The sequence below is a fragment of the Humibacter antri genome (assembly GCF_054777235.1).
Map to the genome: position 1 here is coordinate 127,295 of NZ_BAAHAW010000042.1, position 23,428 is coordinate 150,722.

At 68.1% G+C, this 23,428-nt stretch carries 23 protein-coding genes and 1 pseudogene; 11 read left to right on the top strand and 13 right to left on the bottom strand.

The genetic code is table 11. From position 1 onward, the window contains the following. Window positions 1–6: 6 nt before the first annotated feature. Window positions 7–531, top strand: a complete 525-nt coding sequence (locus ACYVDK_RS16035; protein WP_460523561.1) for a carboxymuconolactone decarboxylase family protein — start codon at window positions 7–9, stop codon at window positions 529–531. A gap of 166 nt (window positions 532–697) precedes the next feature. Here ACYVDK_RS16035 and ACYVDK_RS16040 read toward each other — a convergent pair whose 3' ends face one another. Beyond that, window positions 698–1,000, bottom strand: coding sequence for a response regulator (locus ACYVDK_RS16040; protein ID WP_460523563.1), 303 nt, complete (start codon window positions 998–1,000; stop codon window positions 698–700). Window positions 1,001–1,140: 140 nt separating this feature from the next. Beyond that, window positions 1,141–1,989 (bottom strand): SDR family oxidoreductase, encoded by an 849-nt coding sequence (locus ACYVDK_RS16045; protein WP_460523565.1) that lies wholly within the window; start codon window positions 1,987–1,989, stop codon window positions 1,141–1,143. An 89-nt stretch (window positions 1,990–2,078) separates the two neighbouring features. Here ACYVDK_RS16045 and ACYVDK_RS16050 point away from each other — a divergent pair, with 89 nt between their 5' ends. The 3 genes from ACYVDK_RS16050 to ACYVDK_RS16060 all read left to right on the top strand — a co-directional run bounded on the left by ACYVDK_RS16050 (window position 2,079) and on the right by ACYVDK_RS16060 (window position 6,022). Further along, window positions 2,079–2,996: a sigma-70 family RNA polymerase sigma factor family protein gene (locus tag ACYVDK_RS16050; protein WP_460523567.1), complete on the top strand. Its 918-nt coding sequence runs from the start codon at window positions 2,079–2,081 to the stop codon at window positions 2,994–2,996. Between the two features lie 228 nt (window positions 2,997–3,224). Next, on the top strand, window positions 3,225–4,685 hold the full coding sequence (gene purF, locus ACYVDK_RS16055; RefSeq protein WP_460523569.1) for an amidophosphoribosyltransferase: 1,461 nt from the start codon (window positions 3,225–3,227) through the stop codon (window positions 4,683–4,685). Window positions 4,686–5,116: 431 nt separating this feature from the next. Further along, window positions 5,117–6,022 carry an aggregation-promoting factor C-terminal-like domain-containing protein gene (locus tag ACYVDK_RS16060; RefSeq protein WP_460523571.1) on the top strand — a complete coding sequence of 302 codons (906 nt, stop codon included), beginning with the start codon at window positions 5,117–5,119 and terminating at the stop codon, window positions 6,020–6,022. Window positions 6,023–6,270: 248 nt separating this feature from the next. On the opposite strand, the gene ACYVDK_RS16065 is transcribed toward ACYVDK_RS16060, so the two are convergent. Together ACYVDK_RS16065 and ACYVDK_RS16070 are read right to left on the bottom strand one after the other, a co-directional pair. Next, on the bottom strand, window positions 6,271–6,762 hold the full coding sequence (locus ACYVDK_RS16065) for a hypothetical protein (RefSeq protein ID WP_460523573.1): 492 nt from the start codon (window positions 6,760–6,762) through the stop codon (window positions 6,271–6,273). 170 nt (window positions 6,763–6,932) lie between these two features. Then, on the bottom strand, window positions 6,933–7,295 hold the full coding sequence (locus ACYVDK_RS16070; protein WP_460523575.1) for a sterol carrier family protein: 363 nt from the start codon (window positions 7,293–7,295) through the stop codon (window positions 6,933–6,935). Between the two features lie 295 nt (window positions 7,296–7,590). Between ACYVDK_RS16070 and purD the strand changes: the two genes are divergently transcribed. After that, the gene (purD, locus tag ACYVDK_RS16075; RefSeq protein WP_460523577.1) at window positions 7,591–8,883 is read left to right on the top strand and encodes a phosphoribosylamine--glycine ligase; all 1,293 of its coding nucleotides are present in this window, start codon (window positions 7,591–7,593) and stop codon (window positions 8,881–8,883) included. Window positions 8,884–9,000: 117 nt separating this feature from the next. On the opposite strand, the gene ACYVDK_RS16080 is transcribed toward purD, so the two are convergent. Further along, window positions 9,001–9,615: a hypothetical protein gene (locus tag ACYVDK_RS16080; RefSeq protein ID WP_460523579.1), complete on the bottom strand. Its 615-nt coding sequence runs from the start codon at window positions 9,613–9,615 to the stop codon at window positions 9,001–9,003. Between the two features lie 283 nt (window positions 9,616–9,898). Continuing rightward, window positions 9,899–11,164, bottom strand: a complete 1,266-nt coding sequence (locus ACYVDK_RS16085; RefSeq protein ID WP_460523581.1) for an FAD-binding oxidoreductase — start codon at window positions 11,162–11,164, stop codon at window positions 9,899–9,901. Window positions 11,165–11,364: 200 nt separating this feature from the next. Between ACYVDK_RS16085 and ACYVDK_RS16090 the strand changes: the two genes are divergently transcribed. Further along, entirely contained in the window at window positions 11,365–12,276 is a 912-nt protein-coding gene (locus tag ACYVDK_RS16090) for a phosphoribosylaminoimidazolesuccinocarboxamide synthase (RefSeq protein WP_460523583.1), read from the top strand. Between the two features lie 124 nt (window positions 12,277–12,400). On the opposite strand, the gene ACYVDK_RS16095 is transcribed toward ACYVDK_RS16090, so the two are convergent. Beyond that, window positions 12,401–13,651, bottom strand: a complete 1,251-nt coding sequence (locus tag ACYVDK_RS16095; protein WP_460523585.1) for a hypothetical protein — start codon at window positions 13,649–13,651, stop codon at window positions 12,401–12,403. A 57-nt stretch (window positions 13,652–13,708) separates the two neighbouring features. On the opposite strand from ACYVDK_RS16095, the gene ACYVDK_RS16100 reads away from it, so the two are divergent. Beyond that, entirely contained in the window at window positions 13,709–14,596 is an 888-nt protein-coding gene (locus ACYVDK_RS16100) for a VOC family protein (protein WP_460523587.1), read from the top strand. A gap of 149 nt (window positions 14,597–14,745) precedes the next feature. Here the strand turns inward: ACYVDK_RS16100 and ACYVDK_RS16105 are convergent. The 5 genes and pseudogenes from ACYVDK_RS16105 to ACYVDK_RS16125 form a co-directional block, all read right to left on the bottom strand. Further along, window positions 14,746–16,253, bottom strand: a pseudogene (locus ACYVDK_RS16105) (DHA2 family efflux MFS transporter permease subunit). A gap of 148 nt (window positions 16,254–16,401) precedes the next feature. Next, on the bottom strand, window positions 16,402–16,956 hold the full coding sequence (locus ACYVDK_RS16110; protein WP_460523589.1) for a PadR family transcriptional regulator: 555 nt from the start codon (window positions 16,954–16,956) through the stop codon (window positions 16,402–16,404). Between the two features lie 264 nt (window positions 16,957–17,220). After that, window positions 17,221–18,618, bottom strand: a complete 1,398-nt coding sequence (locus ACYVDK_RS16115; RefSeq protein ID WP_460523591.1) for a PLP-dependent aminotransferase family protein — start codon at window positions 18,616–18,618, stop codon at window positions 17,221–17,223. A gap of 169 nt (window positions 18,619–18,787) precedes the next feature. Next, entirely contained in the window at window positions 18,788–19,522 is a 735-nt protein-coding gene (locus ACYVDK_RS16120; RefSeq protein ID WP_460523593.1) for a FadR/GntR family transcriptional regulator, read from the bottom strand. Between the two features lie 88 nt (window positions 19,523–19,610). Next, entirely contained in the window at window positions 19,611–20,753 is a 1,143-nt protein-coding gene (locus ACYVDK_RS16125; RefSeq protein ID WP_460523595.1) for a mandelate racemase/muconate lactonizing enzyme family protein, read from the bottom strand. Between the two features lie 295 nt (window positions 20,754–21,048). Between ACYVDK_RS16125 and ACYVDK_RS16130 the strand changes: the two genes are divergently transcribed. The 4 genes from ACYVDK_RS16130 (at window position 21,049) to ACYVDK_RS16145 (ending at window position 22,914) form a co-directional block, all read left to right on the top strand. Continuing rightward, window positions 21,049–21,339 carry a phosphoribosylformylglycinamidine synthase subunit PurS gene (locus ACYVDK_RS16130; RefSeq protein WP_460523597.1) on the top strand — a complete coding sequence of 97 codons (291 nt, stop codon included), beginning with the start codon at window positions 21,049–21,051 and terminating at the stop codon, window positions 21,337–21,339. Next, window positions 21,339–22,037, top strand: a complete 699-nt coding sequence (purQ, locus tag ACYVDK_RS16135) for a phosphoribosylformylglycinamidine synthase subunit PurQ (RefSeq protein WP_460523599.1) — start codon at window positions 21,339–21,341, stop codon at window positions 22,035–22,037. Before ACYVDK_RS16130 ends, purQ begins: the two co-directional genes overlap by 1 nt. 1 nt (window position 22,038) lies before the next feature. Next, window positions 22,039–22,548 (top strand): hypothetical protein, encoded by a 510-nt coding sequence (locus tag ACYVDK_RS16140; RefSeq protein ID WP_460523601.1) that lies wholly within the window; start codon window positions 22,039–22,041, stop codon window positions 22,546–22,548. Between the two features lie 138 nt (window positions 22,549–22,686). Next, the gene (locus ACYVDK_RS16145) at window positions 22,687–22,914 is read left to right on the top strand and encodes a hypothetical protein (protein WP_460523603.1); all 228 of its coding nucleotides are present in this window, start codon (window positions 22,687–22,689) and stop codon (window positions 22,912–22,914) included. Between the two features lie 32 nt (window positions 22,915–22,946). On the opposite strand, the gene ACYVDK_RS16150 is transcribed toward ACYVDK_RS16145, so the two are convergent. Beyond that, the gene (locus ACYVDK_RS16150; RefSeq protein WP_460523605.1) at window positions 22,947–23,408 is read right to left on the bottom strand and encodes a hypothetical protein; all 462 of its coding nucleotides are present in this window, start codon (window positions 23,406–23,408) and stop codon (window positions 22,947–22,949) included. Between the last annotated feature and the right edge of the window lie 20 nt (window positions 23,409–23,428).

Consider the following 23,428-nt stretch of genomic DNA (forward strand, 5'->3'; position numbering starts at 1 on the left):
GAAGACATGACCGATACCGAGACCATCACTCCCGCCGGCGCGAACGACTCCACCGACGAGATCGTCCTTCCCGCTGTGCGTTTCGACTTCGACGAGCTGGCTCCCGCATTCTCGCGCGCGCTCGCACACCTCGACCACGCGGCGGTCGTCGAGCTCGACGCCGCAGGCATCCCCACCGGGCTGCGGCACCTCGTGAAGCTGCGAGCGTCGCAGCTGAACGGTTGCTCGTACTGCGTCGACATGCACTCCCGCGACGCACGCGAGGCAGGCGAGTCGTTCCAGCGCATCGCCGCCGTCGCCGTCTGGGATGAGGCGCACTTCTTCACCGCGCGCGAGCGGGCCGCGTTCGCACTGACGGATGCCGTCACGCGCGTCTCCGAGACCCACGTTCCCGACGGGGTCGTCGCTCAGGCGCTGTCGGTCTTCTCGGAGAAAGAGGTGTCGGCTCTGCTGGCACTCATCGTGTCGATCAACGCATGGAACGAGGTCGGTGTGACGGCACGTTGCTGGCGGGCTCCGATCGAGGCCTGAGCAGTCGCGGCTGAGCAGTCGCGGACGAGCAGTCGAGAACCGAACAAGGGTCCGGCTCCCGCTCCAGTGAAGGACCGGTTCGCGCCAGATCCGTGAAGGACCGGTTCCGGTGAACCGCCAGATCCGTGAAGCGCCAGATCCGTGAAGCGCCAGATCCGGTGAAGTGTCAGATCCGCTGTAGGTGCAGTCGCGGGCCCTCGAGGCGAGCGATCGCCACTTTGACCTCGACGAGTTCGTCCTTCACGCCGACTACCTCGCGTCTGACATCCGCGATCTCTGCTTCGACCTTCTCGAACCGGGCATCCACCTTGTCGAACCGGGCATCAACCTTGTCGAATCGAGCATCAACCTTGTCGAACCGGGCATCGAGCTGCTTCGTCTGGCGAGCGAGCATGCCCCCGACGCCGCCCAGCACCGACACGGCGAAGGCGAACAAGGCGATGATCATCCCGATCACGTCAGCGGACACGAACACCATCCCATTCTGCCCGTCGAGCCCCGGGCACACCAGCGACAGTACGACGAGGGGCGGATCGCACGCGGCGAAGCCTGCCGCACTGTGGAGAGCGAGCCAGAGATTGCGATGTGGAGGGAGACGACGGCCGGGAATCAGCCGGCCGCACGCTCCAGCACTCGGGCACGCAGGTACTCCTCCCACGTAGCCGTTCCGCGCTCCTCACCGGTCGACACGATCGCACCGTGCAACACCGCCTTCGCCGCCTTTCCTGGCAGGCCGACCGACACGATCCAGCGCCGGCGACCGGCCGACCGCAGGTAGGCGCGGATCAGCTCGTGGGTGGCGTACACCCGCGGGCCACCGAACTCCGGAACATAGCCGGCGGGTTCCCCTTCGGCAAGCGCGACCAATCGATCCGCGACTTCCTCTGCGGCGACCGGTTGCACGTGCATCCGCTTCGGCAACGGCACGATCGGAAGCTTCGCCGCCGACTGGGCGACCTGGTGCACGAGCGTGAAGAACTGCGTCGCGCGCAGGGTCGTGAACGGGATGCCCGACCGCTCGATGACGAGCTCGCCCTCGCGCTTCTGCGCGAAGTACTCGAACATGGCGTGGTCCGTCTTGGAGTGCACCGGTATCCGGTCAGCGCCGGCGACGGAGATGTAGACGAGGTGGCGAATGCCTGCCCGTCGCGCTGCCCCTACCAGTTGCCGCGCCTTGTCACCGTCTCCCTTCTGCGAGCCGGCGCAGTGCACGACGACATCCACGCCGGCGACGGCATCCGCGACACCCTCGCCTGTCTCCAGATCACCGGAGACGTACTCGACGTCTGCCCGCGGTCCCGAGCCTCGCCGGCTGACGACCCGCACGGCGTGGCCGCGTTCTCGCAGGCGGTCGACGACGAGCGCGCCGAGCGTCCCGGCGCCGCCGGTGACGAGCACGATCCTGCTGGGGCGGTCGCTGTCCGAGCTGTCTGCGGTATCGGGGGTGGATGCGGTCATGAGCTGCCTTTCGTCGTGCGACGAGCCGTGCGCCCGCCGCGAAGAACGCGTACACCCCTTCGATGCGCGAAGCGGACAGAATGTGACAGATGACCGCAACCACCGAGCTCGAGCACGCCTTCGCCGCGCTTCAGCCGCGACTGCGCTCGCTGGCCTACCGCATGCTCGGCTCGTTCAGCGACTCCGACGACGCCGTGCAGGAGACCTGGCTGACCGCCGCCCGGGCGAATGTCACCGACGTGCGCAACCTCGATGCCTGGCTCACCACCGTCGCCGGTCGCGTGTGCCTCATGATGCTTCGGTCGCGACGTACGCACGATGCCCTCTCGCTGGATGCCGCCATCGGCGCGTCCGACGGCATTCGCGTTCCCGACTCCGCGATCGTCTCCGACGCATCCGTGCACTCGTCCCCGGAGGCCGCCGCGGCGTCGAGCGAGTCTGTCGGACTCGCCATGCTCATCGTGCTGCACGCGCTGAAGCCCGACGAACGGCTCGCCTTCGTGCTGCACGACACGTTCGCGGTGCCGTTCGACGACATCGCGCAGATCCTCGAGACCACGCCGGCTTCCGCCCGGCAGCTGGCGAGCCGCGCAAGGGCGAAGGTGCGCAGCGCGCCCAACCCCGATCCCGACCGTCGACGACAGCGAGCCGCCGTCGACGCGTTCTTCGCCGCGGCGCGCGATGGCGACTTCGACGCGCTTCTGAAGGTCTTGCATCCGCAGGTCGTGCTGCGATCGGACGGCGGCGAGCTGCGGGCGTCCGCGAGCACGATCATCCGGGGGCCTCGTGCCATCGCGAGCCAGGCGATGATGTTCACGTCGCTGGCGCCGTACCGCAAGGATGCCTGGATCAACGGCGCCGCGGGCGTCGCGATCGTGGGCCCGCACGGGCCGATCTCCGTGATGGCGTTCACGGTCGTCGACGGCGTCATCGTCGAGATCGAGGTGCTTGCGGATCCGGAGCGGTTGACGGCGTTGCTGCCTGCCGACCTGCTCGGAACGCACTGACGGCGCTCATCGTGCTGCTCTTCCGGGCTGCCGCTCCTCGGGCTTGCCGCTCTTGGGGCTTGCCGCTCTTGGGGCTTGCTACTCTCCTGGCTTCCTGCTTTCCGGGCTTGCCGCTCCTCGGGGCTTGCTGGCGTGCTTGCGGCCAGCGGATGCCCAGCCGCTCAAATGAGAGACTGAACACGCCCGAGTTCGCGGGCGCGTCCCCACCCTCAGGAGCACCCTTCCAGCATGTGCGGCATCGTCGGCATCGTCTCTACCGAGCCGGTCAACCAACTGGTCTACGACAGCCTCCTCCTTCTGCAGCATCGCGGGCAGGACTCCACCGGGATCGCCACGGCGGAGGGGAGCACGTTCCATATCCACAAGGCGCGCGGGCAGGTGCGCGAGGCGTTCCGCACCCGCGACATGCGCTCGCTGCTGGGCACCATGGGGCTCGGTCATGCGCGTTACACGACCAAGGGCGATGCAGCCAACGAGCAGGAGGCTCAGCCGTTCTATGTGAACGCGCCGTACGGCATCATCCTCGTGCACAATGGCAACCTCACGAACACGCGCGAACTGGCGAACGATCTCTTCCACATCGACCGTCGGCACGTGAACTCGACGAGCGACACCGAACTGCTGCTGAACGTGCTGGCCACTGAGCTGCAGGGCCAGGTCGGTGGCCTGGAATTCGACCCCGACCAGGTTTTCAACGCCGTCGAGCAGGTGCACGAACGCGTCGAGGGCGCCTACGCCGCGATCGCGATGATCGCAGGACAGGGACTCCTGGCGTTCCGCGACCCGTTCGGCATCCGTCCGCTCATCCTCGGCCGCAAGCCCGCGGGGCTCGTGGGCGACGAGTGGATCGTCGCGTCGGAGTCGGTGGTGCTCGAGGCGCTCGGCTATGAGGTGGTTCGGGATGTCGCACCCGGCGAGGCCGTCTTCATCACGCTCTCAGGCGAGTTGTATTCGCGGCAATGCGCGAAGAACCCCGTGCTGATCCCGTGCTCGTTCGAGTACGTGTACCTGGCACGGCCGGACTCCGTGATGAACGGCATCTCGGTGTACGAGGCGCGGCTGCGACTGGGAAACCGGCTGGCCGACACGATCGCCAGGTATGCGCCGCTCGGCGACATCGACGTCGTCATGCCGATTCCGGATTCTTCGCGACCTGCGGCGTCTCAGGTGGCGCAGAAACTCGGCATCGAGTACCGCGAGGGCTTCTACAAGAACCGCTACGTCGGCCGCACCTTCATCATGCCGGGGCAGGCCGAGCGCAAGCGCAGCGTGCGCCAGAAGCTCAACGCGATGTCGAGCGAGTTCAAGGGCAAGAACGTGCTCATCGTCGATGACTCGATCGTGCGCGGCACGACTTCGAAGCAGATCGTGGACATGGCGCGCGCGGCCGGTGCGAACCAGGTCACGTTCACCTCGGCGGCCCCTCCGGTGCGGTATCCGCACGTCTACGGCATCAACATGCCGAGCCGCCAGGAACTCATCGCCGCCGGGCGCAAGATTCCCGAGATCGCGCTCGAACTCGGCGCCGACAGCCTCATCTATCAAGAGGTGCGCGACATGGAGGATGCCATCCTCGAGGGTCAGGACATCGTCACCGATCTCGAGATGAGCTGCTTCACGGGCGACTACATCACCGGAACGGTCACGCCCGAGTACCTCGAGTGGGTGGAGCGCACGCAGCTCAGCTGAGCGCATGCGGGCCACGGCTCGCGCTCTCAGGTTGGGGCCGCTCTCGAGTTGCGCCCGGCCTCGATCTGTGATTTGACGTGCGAAATCAGCGGAATTCCGCTGCGAAATCGCTCCCAGGGTTTTTGGATGACCTGTGCACAACCGGTCCAGAGCACCTGCGTATCGTGGCGCGGGTCGTCTGACGGCGGCATCCAACCCCCTCCGTCGTACCTCGTCGGCCCAGTGCTACCCCCGGGATAGCGTTACCCCCCACGGATGCCGTCTGCAGGCCACCGCCCAGACCCGCGGCCACAGAGTTGAGCCCGTGCGTTCGGGCGTCCAACCCGCACGGGTCGGTATCGGGAAGGATGCCGTACCGCCCCGTTGCCTCAGTGAGCGTGCGCGCGAAACTCAGGTGGACCACGCGGGGCAGCCCCGAGCAACGGAACCACGTGACCTTTCTCCAGCGCATCGCACCCGACAGCATCCGGAACTCCCTCTCTGCTCTCACCCTCTCCGGGCTCACCGCCGCAGGCCGGCACCGACGCCCGCTGCGCGCCACCGCGGCCGCGGTGCTCGCTGTCGCAGCGATCGCCTCGCCGCTGGCCGCCCACGCAGCCGAGCTCTCCTCGACCGCATCGCACGCGGAGACCGTGCAGACGACCAGCCTGGCCGCACGACTCTCGTTCGATTCGCTGGCCAGCGCCAAGCGCACGGCAACGCAGGTGAACGGCAAGGCGGACCTCACTCAGTTGAACGCGGCCATCGACGGGCTCGAGAGCAACTACTCGTCCGACCCCGAAGTGCTGACCAAGCTGACGAATGCGGCCAACTCGGCCGTCGAGATGGCGTGGGCGAGCGCTGCAGGCAACGATGCCGGCAGCAAGATCGCCCAGGCAGCTGTCGCCCAGGCGAAAGCGGAGGCGGCAGCCAAGGCGGCCGCCGAAGCGAAGGCCGCCGCCGAAGCGAAGGCCGCTGCCGACGCGAAGGCGGCCGCGCAAGCGCAGGCGACGCAGTACTCGTCGTCATCGTCGTCGGTGGCCGTGTCCGTCTCGCCTGGCTCGGCGCAGGCGATCGCCCAGTCGATGATGGCCAGCCGGTACGGCTGGGGGAACGATCAGTTCCAGTGCCTCGTCAGTCTGTGGAACCGCGAGTCGGGCTGGTCGACGACCGCGCAGAGCTCGAGCGGCGCATACGGCATCCCGCAAGCGCTTCCCGGCTCCAAGATGGCCAGCGCCGGCTCGGACTGGCAGACCAATGCCTCCACCCAGATCGCGTGGGGTCTCGGCTACATCTCCGGCACGTATGGCAACCCCTGCAACGCGTGGGGGCACTCACAGTCCACCGGCTGGTATTGACGATTGAGCGGTTCGGCGCTTCGGGGCACGCGGCGGGGTGAGGGAGGTCTGCGGCGGTTGAGACCTTCGCACCATGCCTTGGAGCGGCGAAGCCGCGATCGCTTCCGGCTGAGCGCGTGGGCAACGGCCCCGATGCCGCCCGACTTCATGGCCCAATCCGTCGCTTCTCCTAGGCGAAACGACGGTTTGGGCCATGAACTTCCGTCGGGAACCCCCTGAGGAAACTTCCGTCGGCAGCCCCGTGAGGGTCAGTCCGCCTTGCGGTCTGCGCCGTCGCCGTCCTCGCGTTCGGCCGGAAGCTCACCGAGGTCCAGCGTCTGCTGGTCGTCACCCTCGTCTGCCGGCTCCTTTTGCACGTCGATGCGGTCGGCCAGCACGGTGCGCTCCGTATGCTTCGTGGCGGCGGAGGCGACGATCGCGGCGATCGCGCCCAGCCCGACGCCGACGGCGATGGATGCCAGCAGCATGAACCCGAAGACCGTGTTGCGGTCGTATCCCTCGCCCTGCGGAATCGAGTACGTGGCGATGAACGACGCCACGGCGAATACCGCGGCGCCGAGCACCATGAACCGCCCGTAGCGCGGTGTGCGGCGCACGCGCACCTGGTGCTCCGACGCGATCGCGGTACTCTCGTTGGCCTCGAGCGGTGTCTCGGCCGAGACGGCGCTCTGATGCGTCTCGGCCGACGGGTCGTGGGCGGTCGGCGTCGTCGATTCGCTTTCGTGGGGCTGGTCGTGCACGCACCCATTGTCGCGTATGCCGGCGCACGGTCGCTGTGAACGGCGATGCCGCCCGATGACGGTGCAGGTCAATGGTGGTGCCAGGCCAGTGGTGGTGCCAGGCCACCGGTGGTGCCAGGCCACCGGTGGCGGCGTATCAGTGCCGGCGGTCGATCAGCGCCGGCGGTCGATCAGTGCGGGCGGTAGACCGGCAGGTAGAGCTCGAGAGTGGCGCGGGTGCCGGAGGCGTGAACCGCACCGGATGTCTGTGCCGCAGCCCACGAGGAACGCCCGGTGGCGAGCGCGAGCCAGGTGGCGGCATCCATCTCGACCACATTCGGCGGTGTTCCGCGCGTGTGCCGGGGACCCTCGACGCACTGCACTGCCCCGAACGGCGGCACGCGCACCTCGACGGAATTGCCCGGAACCTTGTCGGCGAGTGCCTGCAACAGATACCGAACGGCTGTCGCTGTCGCGTCGCGCGTGGCGGATGCCCGAAGCGCCTCCGTCACCGCCGCCATGCCGTCTGCTTCGCCGATGCGTGCCCGTGCCACACGTCCATACTGCCCTGCGCGTCCGACGCCCGCCCTGCGCGTCCGGCGCCCGCGCTGCCCTGCACGTCCGACACTCGCCCTGCACGTCCGACGTCCGGTGGCACTGCGACCCTCGACCCGCCACGCGCTCCTGCGCCGCCTCTATCGCTCCTGCGTAGCCTTTATCGCCGCTGCGCCGCCTCCATCACCGCCGCGCCGCCGCTATCACCCCTGCATCGCCGGATCCGCTCAATCGGCTCGGCCGTACGAGCACGCTCCCTCGGCTCGCGCCCCGATGGCCAATACCATGGGCAGCGTGAGGATTCTCGTACTGGGCTCGGGCGCGCGCGAGCACGCCATCATCCGCGCATTGCTGGCCGAGGATGCCGACCACGACATCACAGCGGCCCCCGGCAACGCGGGCATCGCAGACGACGTGCGCACGATCGGAATCGACCCGAACGACGGCGTCGCGGTCGCCGCATACGCCGAGGCGCACGGTATCGAGCTCGTCGTGGTGGGTCCGGAGGCACCGCTCGTCGCCGGCGTGAGCGACGCGGTGCGACAGCGCGGCATCCCGGTGTTCGGACCGAGCAAGGCGGCCGCGAAGCTCGAGGGCTCGAAGGCGTTCGCCAAGCGCATCATGGAAACCGCGGGTGTGCCCACCGGCAGGGCCGAGGTCGCAGGCACCATCGAGGAGGCCCGCGCGACGATCGACCGGTTCGGCGCGCCATACGTCGTGAAGGCGAACGGCCTGGCGGCCGGAAAGGGCGTGCTCGTCACGGAAGACCGACAGGCGGCCATCGCGCACGCCGAACAGTGGCTGGAGCACGGAACCGTTCTCGTCGAGGAGTTCCTGGCCGGTCGTGAGGTTTCGTTGTTCCTGCTCAGCGATGGCGAGCACGTGCTCCCGCTCTCGCCGGCCCAGGACTACAAACGACTGCTCGACGGCGACGACGGTCCGAACACGGGCGGGATGGGCGCATACTCGCCGGTGCCCTGGCTCGAGGAGAACTTCGTCGATGAGGTGATCGACACGATCGCCCTGCCGACGGTTCGCGCGATGGCGCAGGAGCAGACGCCGTTCATCGGGCTTCTCTACTGCGGCCTGATCGTGACGGATGCCGGTCCTCGCGTCATCGAGTTCAACGCGCGCTTCGGAGACCCCGAGACCCAGGTCGTGCTGCCTCGGCTCCTCACGCCGCTCTCCGGGCTGCTGTTCGCGGCGGCGACGGGCGAACTCGGCGGGGTTCCGCGCCCGGAGTTCGCACTGGATGTCGCGGTCGGCGTGGTGCTGGCGAGCGAGGGCTACCCGGAGGCGCCGGTGACCGGGCGGGCGATCCTCGGCATGGATGCGGCATCCGCTGTTCCCGAAGTGCAGCTCCTGCACGCTGCGACCGACATCGCCGCGATCGCGACGGATGCCACCTCGAGCTGGTCCACCGAGACACTCGTGGCATCCGGCGGTCGGGTGCTCACCGTCGTGGCGCTCGGATCCACCTTCGACGAGGCGCGCGACCGCGCCTACGAGGCGATCGGAAAGCTCGCTCTCGAGGGCGGCCAATACCGCACCGACATCGCCTCGGCCGTGGCGCCGGCAGCGCACTGACTGTCGCTGCGACGACGCGTCGAGGGAGCCCCGTTCGGGCCGGAGTCACCGTCGTGCCGGCAGAGCATCGTCGTGCGGTCAGAGTCACAGGGGGTGCGAGCTGACCGACGGAAGCACTCAGGCACCGATCGGCGGTTCGACCAGCAGCGCGACGCGTTCGGCGAGGTACGCATCGAAGGCGGTGAGGGCATCCGGGTCGCCGCTCCATCGCACGAGTGCAGCGCCCTCACGCACCGTCAGCGGACCGGATGCCCCGACCAGGCTCGCATCGAGCGGGATGCGCGGCGCATCGAAGTTGACACTCGTGCCCGGCCGATAGCGACCGCGGAAAGCCGCGACGCGCAGCTGCCGGCGCCGTTCGGCGGATGCGGCGATGAAGGTCGTGCGCCCCGGTTCGTGGGCGCGAGTGATCGATCCGGTCGCGAAGAGCGCGGGCGGGTACGGCGGCGTGCCGACCGCTGTGCTTCCGGCCGACTGCGCCGAGCGTTGCGCATCATCCGCCGCTTCGGCCATGAGCAGCAGCACCCCGAGCCGCCAGACCGTTCCGAGCGGGCGCAACCGCTCGGGCCGCGGCACGAGCAGCACACGCGACGACGGCAGATACTCAGCGAGAGCCTCGACTCGCGCACCGGCGGCGGTGAGGCGCGCTGCAGCACCAGCGAGTGCGCCGAGCACGTGCGCGATGGCCGCTTCGTCCGAAGCCGCCACATCGTTCCGCTCTCGCCCGGTCACCCGCTCCGCTCCTCCACGTCATCCATCCCGGCAACCCCGTCGCATGCGCTCGCTCAGCACGCACATGCCCGGCCGGCCACCACGCTACGGGCGAACGAGCACGGAATCGACGAGCCACCACCGTAGCGACGAACGAGCACGATCGCGACGAACCACCACGGAATGCCGCACCCGCACTAGGTCACCGGTCGACGGCATCGCGCGTCGCCCGGGGTTCGGGCCCCGACTCGCCCGGGCACCGAGCCGCGGCACGCCCGGGGCACCGGGCCGCGGCTCGCCCGCCTCACCCCAGCAGGCGGTCGAGGTAGGCGTTGCGGAAGACGCCGTGGGGGTCGTACTTCACCGCGAGGGCGCGGAAGTCGTCGAATCGTGCATACTGCGACGGCACCACGCCATGCGTGTCGAGGAACAGCTTGCCCCAGTGCGGCCGCGCTCCCAGTGGGAACAGCGCATCCTCGACCGCAGGAAGTACGGCCTCGACCCCGGCCTGATCGCGTTTCCAGGTGAAGTGGATGCCCAGCACGTCGCGCTCGTATGCGGTGCTGAGCCACAGGTCGTCGGCGGCGACGGTGCGCAGCTCCGTCACCTGCAGCAGCGGCGTGATGCGCTCGGCGAGGGGAAGCAGCGCCTTCAGCGCGTCGACCGCCTGCTCTCGCGGCACGAGATACTCGCTCTGGATCTCCTCGCCGTTCGACGGCGTGAACGCCAGCTTGAAGTGCGGCAGGCGGTCATACCAGGGGCCGGGCACGCCGAACTGATCGGTGCACGCGGTGGCGTCTACACCGGGAAGCGGATGCCGCTTCGCCGTCGCGCGAGCGGCCCCGAAGAAGGTCTCGGGCGCGTCAGGCGAGCCGTCGGTGACGAGGCGCTTGAGCCACACCTGCTCCACGCCGCCGCTCCAGCCGGTGAACATGCTAACGCTGTACGAAGCAGACGTGATGGCGTCGAAATTCTCGAGAACGATCGGCCAGTCGAGGCCGTCATAGACGGTCTGCGCAACCTCGAAGGTCGGTACGACGTCGAGCGTGACGGCGGTCACGACGCCGAGCGCCCCGAGGCCGACCACAGCACCCGCGAACTCGTCGTCGCCACGCCGCAGCACCCGCAGTTCCCCGGTGCCGTCGACGAACTCGATGCCGCGCACGACCGCAGCGAGGTTCTGGTTGCGGTCGCCCGATCCGTGCGTCGCGGTCGCGATCGCCCCGGCCACCGAGATGTGCGGCAGCGAGGCGAGGTTCGGGAGCGCCCAGCCGCGGGCATCCAGCCGCTCGGCGACGTCGCCGTACCGGGTGCCGCCCGACACCGTCACGGTGCGCGCAGCCTCGTCGAGCTCGTACCGCAGAGGGAGCGCCGTCATCGCGATCAGGTCGCCCGTGGTGTCGGCGATGTCGTTGAAGCAGTGCCTGGTGCCGAGCGCGCGAACACGGCCTCCGGAGGCTGCAGCATCGCGAACGGCCAGCCGCACGGCCTCGACGGAGGCCGGATGCACCACCCCGCTCGCCCGGTACGCGTAGTTGCCCGCCCAGTTGGTGCCTGCCGATTCGGCCACGTCGCCTCTCCTTGCTGCGTTCTGCCTCATGTTTTGTTGTGAGACAGAACAATTCTGCCCTATGTCGGTGCGCAATCGCGACCTCCGGCCGTGACATTCGCCGAATGGTGGGCCGGAAGTGTCGCTTGAGTCGGCGAAAGCGGCATCACGCGTCCATGTTTCCAGCTGCCCCTGTCCCAGCACGCCTTTAGCATTGACCCGTGACTGCGACGACCTCAAGCACGACGACCCTCCCCGGCTGGACGCACGCGTATTCCGGCAAGGTGCGCGATCTCTACGTTCCGCAAGGGGCGGCATCCGTCGACTCCGCGAACGTGCTGCTGGTCGTCGCGAGCGACCGGGTGAGCGCGTTCGACTTCGTGCTCGAGCCGGGCATCCCCGGCAAGGGCGAGCTGCTGACGACGCTGTCGCTGTGGTGGTTCGACCGTCTCGACGACGTGCCGAACCACCTCGTGCCCGATCGCACTCTCGAAGGTGTTGAGCGCATCCCCGGCGAGGTCGTCGGGCGCGCCATGCTGGTGAAGCCGCTTCGGATGTACCCGGTCGAGTGCGTCGTTCGCGGCTACCTCACCGGCAGCGGTTGGGCCGAGTACCAACAGTCGCAGAGCGTCTGCGGAGTTCCGCTGCCTGCCGGGCTGCAGAACGGCGACCGCCTCCCGGAGCCCATCTACACGCCCGCTTTCAAAGCTCCGCAGGGCGAGCACGACGAGAACATCAGCTTCGAACGCACGGTCGAGTTGGTCGGGGCGGATGCCGCGGCGCGACTTCGTGACGCCTCCCTCGATGTGTACCGACGGGCATCCGCGATCGCCGAGGAGCGGGGGCTGATTCTCGCCGACACGAAGTTCGAGTTCGGGGCCGACACCGAGACCGGCGAGCTGACCCTCGCCGACGAGGTGCTCACAAGCGACTCGAGCAGGTACTGGGATGCCGAGGCGTGGCGCACCGGCGCCACTCCTGGCGAGCGCATGGCGAGCTTCGACAAGCAGATCGTGCGCGACTGGCTGACCGCGAACTGGGACAAGACCGGCACCCCGCCGGAACTGCCCGACGACGTGGTGAAGCGCACCGCCGCCCGTTACCGCGAGCTGCTCGAGCGCATCAGCGGCTGAGCCGCGACCTGATGCAACAGCGGCTGAGCCGCTGCCGGATACTGAGCGGCGATGAGAGACTCGGCCTCGATGAGCGACTCGCCCACGCTCAGAGGCGGGGCTGCGCTCAGAGGCGGGGCCGCAATCAGCGGCTGAGCCGACGGCGCCGCGTGGCCAACACCATCAGCGCGGCGCCCAGCGCGACGACCCCCGCGGAACCGAGGCCAGCACTCACAGCGTCGGAGCCGGACTCGGCCAGCTCGGCGGCCGGAGTCGCCGAAGCGATCGGCGAGACGCTGGGCGTCGTAGCCGTCGGCACCATCGCGATCGCCGGTGCCGTCACCTCCGACGCGAGCGCCGGGACGGTGATCGGGGCCGGCGCGTCGAATCCGGCGGGGGGATCCACGGCCAGCCGATAGGCGTCTCGCTGCTCGGTCACGATCTGGTAGCTTCCGTCCGACTGCACCGGCACGGTGACAGGTGCCTCATCGATCCCGGCGACCGGGGTGCCGTCCGACGACTGCAGTTCGACGCTGATCCCGGGAGGAACGGGCTGGGAGGCATCCGCCCCGCCGAGGGCGACCGTTCCGCTGATCGTCGCGGTCGGCGCAGGCTGTGCGAGCCAGAGCTGGTAGTTCGGGCTGCCCGAAAGCGCTCCGTAGCGCAGGCGGATGCCGCGCACAGCTGACGACGGCAGGAACCAGGCGTAGGCGCCGGCCGTGTCGGCGACGTTGCCATAGAGCGTGCCCGGCGAGTACGCGATGGTGGTCGAGCCGTACGTGACGGTCACCGGGTTCGGTCCTGGCACCCAGTTCGGCACGTCGTACGGTGCAGAGGCGCCCGCACACACGGACGGCTTCGGTGCGGCGTTCTGGCAGTAGTTGCCGGTTCCCTGCTCGCCGAGATCACTGGTCGACAGCACGTTCCCAGCGGCATCCAGCGGCTGGATGAACACCCAGTCGGCATCGATGTCGCCGACCGCGAAGCCCCAGCCGGCCGCCGGCTGCGAGCCGAACATGACCGTCGTGGTCGAGGGAGGCGGAGTCGTGGTCGACGGCGGCGTGGGAGCCGGCGATCCGCTCCTGGGGCGCAGCGTGAGGTAGGGCTGCTTGCGCGTTGAACCGAACTCCTGGCCGAACGCGGTGTTCGCACCGAGGAACGCCGATTCGCCGGTCGGCGTGCTCACCGAGACGGAGTCGGTCGTCACGGTCGCGTCGGCATCCGTGGGCGAGATGAAGGTCGCCGTGCCGGTGAACGCGTTCGCCGTGCCGGACATGGCCCACGTCGGAAAGGTCCCTATCGTGCCCGGCGGCACAGCGGATGCCTGCGTCATCCCGAATCCCACACTCGCGGCGCACACGACGGCCACCGCCAGCACCTTTCCCCCCAAGCGCATGGCCTCGAACATACTCGCCATCAGCCGGTCGGCCAACCCCGGAATACATGCAAACGCATGAGCGTTGCAGACGACATGACGAGCAACCTCAACCTCGACCGCCTCGCGGACGACACTGCGATGGGCGCCGTCACGCTGCTCGTTGCCGATCTCGACGCCATGACCGCCTACTACCGGGACGCCGTCACGCTACGCGTGCTGTCGGCAGACGGCGGGCAGGTGACGCTCGGGCGCGGGACGACCCCGGTGATCGTGCTGCAGTACAACCGGGAGCTGCACCACGCCGCTCCCCGATCTGCCGGCCTGTTCCACACGGCGATCCTGTTCGAGTCACGCGCGGCCCTTGCCGCAGCCGTCTACTCCGTCGCCACGCACGCTCCCCGCACGTTCACCGGAAGCTCCGACCACCTGGTGAGCCAGGCCTTCTACTTCGACGACCCCGAAGGCAACGGAGTCGAGTTGTACTGGGACCGCGACCGCACCGAGTGGAGCTGGACGCACGGCCGCATCGAGATGGACACGCTGTTCCTCGACCCGAACCTGTTCCTGCAGCAGAATCTCACCGAGGAGGCCATGATCGAGCCGGCGATCGGCGGCGCCAGCGTCGGTCACGTGCATCTCTCTGTCGGCGATGTCGCATCCGCCCGGGAGTTCTACGTGAACCGCCTCGGCTTCGAGACCACTGCCGAGTTCGACGGATCCGCCCTCTTCGTCAGCGCGGGCGGTTACCACCACCACATGGCGATGAACACATGGCGCAGCGCGGGCGCCGGCCGACGATCCCCCGCCCTGGGCCTCGGCCGCGTCGACATCGTGCTGCCCTCGAACGACGATCTCGGCGCGGTGTCGGAGCGGATGTCTCACCATGGCATCCAGGTACGGGACGACGGGCAGTCGCTCTCGTTCGAGGATCCGTGGGCGAACGCCATCCGGTTGTCGACGTGACGCGGGTTGAGTCAACCGCCGCAGGTTGAGCCAACCGCCGCGGGTTGAGCTAACCGCCGCGGGTTGAGCCTGTCGAAACCGCCACCCGTGCGAGCGAACGGGTTTCGACAAGCTCAACCCCCGGGGCAGGCTCGACCGGCGGCGACCGATCAGCTGTCGACAGGCTCGGGCGCCCGATTCACCACGGGGGTGCCCTGCGTGGCCGACCACTGACCGGTGTCCTTGGGCCGCACGAGGAACAGCACGACGATGGCACCGAGCAGTGCGACGGCTGCAGGGAGCAGCATCGACTGCGCCATGGCATCCGTGAACGGCTGCTGCACGACCGAGGGCAGCTTCGACCCGCTGAACTGCGCGCCGGACGCTCCGGAATGCATGCCGTTCGCGGCCAGCCGCGCCTCGATCAGCGCAGCGATCGCGGCGCTGCCCAGCACGCTGCCGATCTGGCGCACCGTGTTGTAGACACCGGCACCGGCTCCGGCCTGAGCGGGTGGGAGGTTGTGCGTGGCCGTCACCGACAGTGGCGCCCAGATGAACGCATTGGCGACGCCGAGCACCAAGCTCGGAATCAGCAGGCGGGGCCAGAGGTCGACGTTCGGGTCGAGCCACGCGGCGTACCAGGTGAGACCGCCGGCCATCACGAACAAACCGATGAAGGACAGCAGCCGTGGGTGCACACGGTCGGCCATGCGCCCGACGAAGGGAGAGAGCGGAATGACGACCAGGGCCATCGGAACCATCAACAGCGCCGACTCGGTCGGAGTGAACCCGAGCACGAGCTGAGCGAAGAAGATCAACGGCAGGGACATGCTCGTCACCGTGAATCCGACCGTGCTGATCGCGAGGTTCGCAAACGAGAAGTTGCGGTCGCGGAACAGCTTCAACGGCATGAGCGGCTCGCCCTTGTTCACCGCCTGCCACACGACGAAGCCGGCGAGCACGACGAGCCCTGCGATGATCATCCCCCAGACCGTGATCGGTCCGGTGATCGTGCCCCAGTTGTACTTCTCGCCCTCCTGGATGCCGAACACCACGAGGAAGAGACCGACCGCGCTGAGCACGACGCCCAGGATGTCGAACGAATGCTGGTGCGTCGGCAGCTTCGGCACCAGGATGATCGCCGCCACGAACCCGATGACCCCACCGGCACGTTGATGAAGAAGATCCACTCCCAGCCGAGACCGTCGACGAGCACGCCGCCGAGCAACGGGCCGACGAGCATGGCGACGCCGGAGGTCGCGCCCCACAGCGCCATCGCGGCGCCCCGCTTGTTGGGGGGGAAGGTGCGGGTGATGACGGCCATCGTCTGCGGCGTCATCAGCGCAGCGCCAAGGCCCTGCACGACGCGAGCGACGATGAGCAGCTCGATCGACCCGGACAGGCCGCACCAGAGCGAGGCACCGGTGAACAGCACGAGGCCGATCAGGTACATGTTCTTGGGGCCGAACCGGTCGCCCAGTCGGCCGGTGACGAGCAGCGGCACCGCGTATGCGAGCAGGTATGCGCTGGTCACCCAGATGACCGAGTTGATGTCGGTGTTCAGGCCTTCCATGATCTTCGGGTTGGCCACAGACACGATGGTCGTGTCGACCAGGATCATGAAGAATCCGATGACGAGCGCCCAAAGCGCCGGCCAGGGACTTCTCTGCTTTTCCATGAGGGTCCGTTCTTCGTGGGTTGGATTGCCGGCCGAAACGACCGGGAGGCTTGTGGATGCCGGCAGGCGGGCGGCGCGAGCGCCAAGCCTCACGAGCATGCCCGATACCTCCGTCATTTCGACGCGCGAGGCATCCGTGGATCGACCGTCACCAGTCGATGGTTCCGTTCTTCAGTTCGATGATGAGTCCTTCGACCCAGGCGGTCTCGGCCTCGAGCAGCGTTCTCAGATAGCTGGCCTCGAGCCAGTATTTGCGTTCGAGGCTCTTGCCCTCGACCTGGTCGACCGCCCGGCCGACGAGCTCGAGTTGGCCGCGCAGCGCGAGAACACGCTTCTGCAGCAGCCGGATCACCGTGTCGGCCGGAAGGTTGTGCGCCTCTGCGATGGCCAGCGGGAACTCGGGGTACTCGTACTTCCAGTCCGCGAGCATTTCGGTGATGCGCTCGAGCATGCGATCGTGGCCGGCATCGGTCACCTCGTAGCTCGTGCGCTCCGGGCGATTGCCCTCCCGCTCGGTGCCCGTCGACCTGATGAGGCCGTCCCGTTCGAGCCGCTCGACCGTGTGGTAGAGCGAGCCCGGCCGCACCTTGACGATGCGGTCCTCGGAACGGGCGATGAAAGTCTGGAACATCTCGTACGGATGCATGGGTCGCTCGAGCAGAAGACCGAGGATCGCGATCCCCAGGGGCGTGAGTGCCGACATCCGCGATCCTCCTTCCGACTTTCGAAGTGCTGATTGTCCCGCGTTGACTATTCCTTGTGGAATATTACGCGTGGAACATCCAGGATGCAAGTACGTGCGCGTCCGCAACTCCTGCAGTTCGAAGGCGGTACGCGGGCTGAAGGTCCGATGGTGCGGGTGATCCGCCCACGCGGTGTCGAATTGCAGGAGTTGCGAACAGCCGGTCGGGACGCCGACCTCAGTGGGATCCGACGAGTTCGGCCCCGCGGGGTCGGCGAACTCCGGTCAGTGGTGGAACGCCACTCGCTTGCGGACCGGCATTGGCGCATCCAGCCGATCCAGCTCGTGCAGGTGCGTCTTGATGTCGGCGACCAGCCCGGCCGCGAGGTCGCGCGACAGCCCGTTGCGCACGACGACGCGGGCGACGGTGAGCGAGGTGAGCGCCTCGGGCATCGGATAGGCCGGCACGAGCCATCCCTTCGTGCGAAGCGACTGGGAGAGGTCGTACAGCGTCCACTTGTCGGTGTAGCCGTCTTTCAGCTGCCACGCCATGACGGGGATGTCTGAGCCATCGGTCCACAACTCGAACGGCTCGAGCTTCGAGATCTGCTCCGACAGGTACAGCGCAACGTCGCGTGACGCCCGCTGCACCCGGCGATACCCCTCGTATCCGAGCCGCAGGAAGTTGTAGTACTGCAGCAGCACCTGGGCGCCTGGACGCGAGAAGTTGAGGGCGAACGTGGGCATCTCACCGCCCAGGTACGACACCTTGAAGACGAGGTCGTCCGGCAGCAGCGACGCCTCGCGCCAGATGATCCAGCCCAAACCCGGGTACACGAGCCCGTACTTGTGGCCCGACGTGTTGATCGACGCGACCCGCTTCAGGCGGAAGTCCCACTCGATCTCCGGCTGCAGGAACGGCGCGATCATGGCTCCGGATGCCCCGTCGACGTGGATCGGGACATCGAGCCCCGTCTTCGCCTCGATAGCGTCGAGCGCGTCGGAGATCTGCTTCACCGGCTCGTACATGCCGGTGTACGTGACGCCCATGATCGCGACCACGCCGATCGTGTTCTCGTCGACGTAACCGTCGAGATCGTGGCCGTCCATGGTCTTGTGATCCAGCGAGATGGGGACGAAGCGCGGTTCGACATCCCAGTAGTTGCAGAACTTCTCCCAGTACACCTGCACGGCCGAGCTGAGAACGAGATTCGGCTTGTCCGCGGGCTTTCCGGCCGCTTTCCTGGCGTGCTGCCAGCGTCGCTTGAGGGCCAGCCCGCCGAGCATGCACGCCTCCGACGAGCCGATCGTGGAGGTGCCGATCGCACGCGACGGCTCCGGTGCGTTCCACAGGTCGGCGAGCATCCGCCAGCAGCGCTGCTCGATCGCGGCGGTCTGCGGGTACTCGTCTTTGTCGATCATGTTCTTGTCGGCCGACTCGAGGTACAGACGCGATGCCGCATCATCCATCCATGTGCCGACGAACGTCGCGAGGTTGAGGCGGGCGTTGCCGTCGAGCATCGCCTCGTCGTGCACGATCTGGTATGCCGTTTCGGGCAGCGACTCCGACTTCGGCATGCGGTTGCGCGGAAACTCCGTCGCCTCGCCTGCCCTGCTGAACAGCGGGTTCAACCCGACGGTGTCGAGTTGCTCCGACGCGTGCCCCTGCCCGATTCTGCTCATGCGCACCTCCTGACCACACGGTACGCCTGCGCGACTCAGCGTTCGTCCGTTCAGTGCGCTCGATCCATCGTGCTTCCGCGGTGAGGCCGTGCCGACGAACGCCGGCCGAGAGGAGTTGCGCCGCCATCGAGAAGTCGAAAATTGCGCTGACCGACATGGAATGGCCGCATCATTCGACTTCTCGAGCTGCGGTCACGTGCTGGGGGCGGCCTTCGGCGGCAGCGCGACGGGTTGCGGATGCCGTCAGGTGCGCCCGCATCGCGGCGGACGCCGCGATCGGGTCGCCGAGTCGGACGGCAGTGGCGATCGCCTGGTGCTCGGCGAGCACGGCGGCGGTATCCGTTTCGTCACGCGGAGTGTCGGCGATGCGCGCGGGCGGCAGCACGATCACACGGGCGCCGAGACGGTCGAGCGTGGCCAGCAGGTAGCGATTGCCGGAGGCCGCCGCGACCGCGCGGTGGAACCCGAAGTCGGCGTCGACGGTCTGAGCCGGCAACGCCTCCTGCGCCAGAGACGTCAGGGCGGCGTCGATCGCCGCATGGTCGCCGGCTTCGGCGTGCCTGGCCGCAAGGGCCGCCGCCTCGGACTCGACCGCGATGCGGAACGCGTGCAGCTCGGCGCGCTCTGACTCGTCGCGGGCGGCCAACCAGTCGTCGCCCGCGACCGGCGCCGGTGGAGTGAGTGCGTAACTGCCCGAGCCGACGCGCGTGCGCACCAGGCCGCGGGACTGCAGCCGCTGCAGCGCCTCGCGTACGACCGTGCGACTGGCACCGAACTCCTCGACGAGCTTTCCCTCGCTCGGCAGCCGTTCGCCCGGCGCGATCTCCCCCGCGACGATGCGGTCGCCGATCGACCGTGCGAGTTGCTCTGCACGCGAGGCGCTCATCGGATCGTCCAGGGGCATTTCGATTCGCTGCGCTCGCTCGACGAGCTCGAGTTCCCCGTACGAGCGACGCGAGTCGGACGGCGCTCGGTGAACGGCAAGCGCACGCTCAACGCTCGCCCGAGGCGTCGATGGTCACGGACTCCGTCGTCCATGCGCGTGCTTGACCGGTCAATGTGAAGCCGAGCCCCGGCCGATCGGGCACGAGCATGCGTCCGTCGCGCGTTTCGAGGCGCTCCTCGAACAGCGGGTCGAGCCAGTCGAAGTGCTCGACCCAGGTCTCGCGCGGGTAGCAGGCAGCGAGATGCAGGTGGATCTCCATCGCGAAGTGCGGTGCGAGGTCGAGCCCCGCCTGATCGGCGAGCGCCATGAGTCGCAGGAACTGCGTGATGCCGCCGATGCGCGGGGCATCCGGCTGCAGGATGTCGCAGGCCCGCGCCGCGATCAGCCGCTCGTGCTCCGCGACCGATGCGAGCATCTCGCCGGTCGCGATCGGGGTGTCGAGGGCGCGGGCCAGGTCGGCGTGGCCCTCGGCGTCGTAGGCATCCAGAGGCTCCTCGATCCAGGTGAGGTCGAACTCCTCGAGGCGCCGTCCCATGCGCAGGGCGGTCGCGCGGTCCCACTGCTGGTTCGCGTCGACCATGATCGGGATGCCGTCGCCGAGGTGCTCGCGTACGGCGCGGACACGGCCCAGGTCTTCGTCGCCGTCGGGCAGTCCGACCTTGATTTTGACACCTCCGAGCCCCTCGTCGATCGACCGCGATGCTCGCGCGAGCACGTCTTGAATGGAGGCATTGAGGAAGCCGCCCGAGGTGTTGTACGTGCGAACCGAGTCGCGGTGAGCGCCGAGTAGCTTCGCGAGTGGCAGCCCGGCGCGCCTGGCCTTCAGGTCGTAGAGCGCGATGTCGATCGCCGCGAGCGCTTGCGTCGCGACTCCGGAACGGCCGACGGATGCCCCAGCCCACAGCAGCCTCGTGTAGAGCTTCGCAATGTCGTTGGGGTCCTCGCCGATCGCCGTGCCGGCTACCTCGCGTGCGTGTGCGTACTGAGCGGGGCCGCCCGCGCGCTTCGAGTAGCTGAAGCCGCTCCCGGAGAAGCCCTGCTCGGTCTCGACCTCGGCGATGAGGAACACGACCTCGGTCATCGGCCTCTGCCGGCCGGTGAACACCTTGGCGTCGGAGATCGGCGTCGGCAACGGCAGCCGCAGTGTGGAGAGCGAGATGCTGCGAATGGCATCGGGCGCGTAGCTCATGCGAGCAATCTAGCAGACAGCTTCCATACCTGTCCTACAGATCGATGTGCTCGCATCCTGTTCACGCGGTTGACCGCCAGACCATGGAAACCGCTCCCCGCGCGGCGTTCGGCGGAGCGCCAGGCCCCGCGCTCCGCGGGCCCGGCCGCCGGTATCGCGGCTGCGCCACTCACCGGCTCCATCGGCTCGGTAGAGCCAGCAAGCTCGCTCTGCTCTCGCCTCAGTCGCCGGTAGAATCGGGGCATCCACCCGGTCGTTCCGCAACACGACCGTCTTCGAGTGCAGGGAGTACGCCGTGCCCACCATCGTTGTCGAGGTCATGCCGAAGGCGGAGCTGCTCGACCCCCAGGGCAAGGCCATCGCTGCGGCCCTGGCCCGCACCGGTCGCGGCACTTTCGACGTGCGACAAGGCAAGCGTTTCGAGCTCACGACGGATGCCGAAGTCGGCGACGCGTTGCTGGCATCCGTTCGCGAGATCGCGGAGGAGGTGCTCTCCAACGGCGTGATCGAAGACGTCGTCGGCGTGCACGTGGCCCACGGCTCTGCCGCCGGACGGCAGGCGAGCGCCGAGAGCGCGGTGGCGTGATGCGCATCGGCGTGATCACGTTCCCCGGATCGCTCGACGACCGGGATGCGCAGCGAGCCGTGCGCGCAGCCGGTGCCGAGGCCGTCGCGCTGTGGCACGGCGAGCACGACCTGAACGACGTGGACGCGCTCGTGCTGCCCGGCGGGTTCAGCTACGGCGACTACCTGCGCTGCGGCGCGATCGCCGGCCTGTCGCCGATCATGAGCGAGGTCGTCGACGCCGCGAACAAGGGGATGCCCGTGCTCGGCATCTGCAACGGATTCCAGATGCTCGCCGAGGCGCGACTGCTTCCCGGCGGGCTCATCCGCAACGACCACGGTGCGTTCATCCGTCGCGACCAGAAGCTGCGCGTGGAGAACACCGGCACCGCCTGGACGAACGGCTTCGTCCAGGGCCAGGAGATCGTCATCCCGCTGAAGAACGGCGAGGGGGAGTACGTCGCCTCGACGCAGACGATCGAGCGGCTGGAGGGCGAGGGACTCGTCGCATTCCGCTACCTGGACGTGAACCCGAACGGATCGCTGAACGACATCGCGGGCGTGCGGAACGAGCACGGCAACGTCGTCGGGCTCATGCCGCACCCGGAGCACGCCACCGAGCCCGGATTCGGTCCTGACACGCACGCCGCGATGCGTTCCGGCGTCGACGGCCTCACGTTCTTCACCTCCGCGATCGCGGCGCTGGCCGCCGCTGCATGACGTGCTGAAGCGGATGCTCGCCCGCTTCGAACCGCTGTTCCGTCGCCTCGATCGCCTGGCCGGCGGTCGTCAGGCCGACGTTCGTATCGACGATGAGCTGCTGACACATCCTCGGACGCGGCGCGCGTTCGTGGCCATCACCTGGCTGCTCGTGCTCGAGTTCGCCATCGGCATCGCGGCGGTCGTCGTCGCGCTCGTGCTCGCGGAGGGCGGCATCCCGGTCGAATGGTCGGTGTGGATGCGCACTGTCGTGGTGCTGGGCATGACGGCGACGCTGTTCTACTTCGCGTGGCGGGCATCCCTCGGCTACTACTGGGGCTACTCGAGGCTGCGCCTGTTCAGCAAGATCTTCCCGGTGATCACGCTCGTGCTCGCCGCGATCCCCGGCCTGTACCCGCTATGGATGGTCACGGAGCAGATCGTGTTCAGCCTCATTCTGATCGGGGTGGCCGACTACCTCGACTCCGACCACATGCGTTCGGTGTTCCCTCGGCCGCGCCGTTCGGCGTGACTGCCGGCACCTAAGCCGGCCTCTGCGTCCCCACAGGTCGTTACATCCCCTCTTTCCCCAGTCCGACGTCCGGACACCGCCCGGAATCACCGATCGGTGGACGATGGGAGGCATGCCGCGGACAATGGAGGAGTGGTCGTGACTGAGGCTCAGACGTGGACGATGATCGGCGTGTTCAGCGCCGCCTTCCTCGGCATGCTCACCATCGTCTCCACGCTGTTCGTGCATGTCGTACGAAGCGAGGTCGGGCGTCTCGACGCAAAGTTCGACGCCAGGTTCGCTCACTTCGAGCAGCGGATGGATGCCATGGATCGCGATATCCAGGCACTGATGCGCCACACCTTCGGCCTCGACCGCGGCGAATAGCCTCGGGTACTGCCGCGCGCCTTCGGCGCTCTTCAGGAGCCGTACGTGCCCACGGAGGACGCGGCCGAGGCGAAGACGACGGCGAAGACGATCCAGAACACGACCAGCGCCGCCCACCCGAGCAGCAGGATGCCACCGAGGATCAGCCCGGTGATCGACATGCCCCTGGCGGTGGGCTCGCGCTTGATGCCGATCGCGCCGAAGATCACCGCGCCGATCGGCACGAGAAACGTGAAGCCGAAAAGGATGGAGGCGAGTCCCAGGATGAGGGACGTGATGCTGAAGCCCTTGGGCTGCGGCTGATACCCGGCGTAGACCACCGTCTGCTGATAGACCGGCTGCCCATACGGCTGCTGGTAGCCGGGCTGCGCGTATGGCTGCTGGTAACCGGACTGCCCAGCCGCAGGCTGCTGGGCAACAGGCTGCTGAGCCACGGGCTGCTGGTGCTCGGGCTGCTGCGGGAACGGCTCACCGGGCTGCGGTGTCTGGCTCACGGGGTCTCCGTCTCGATCGC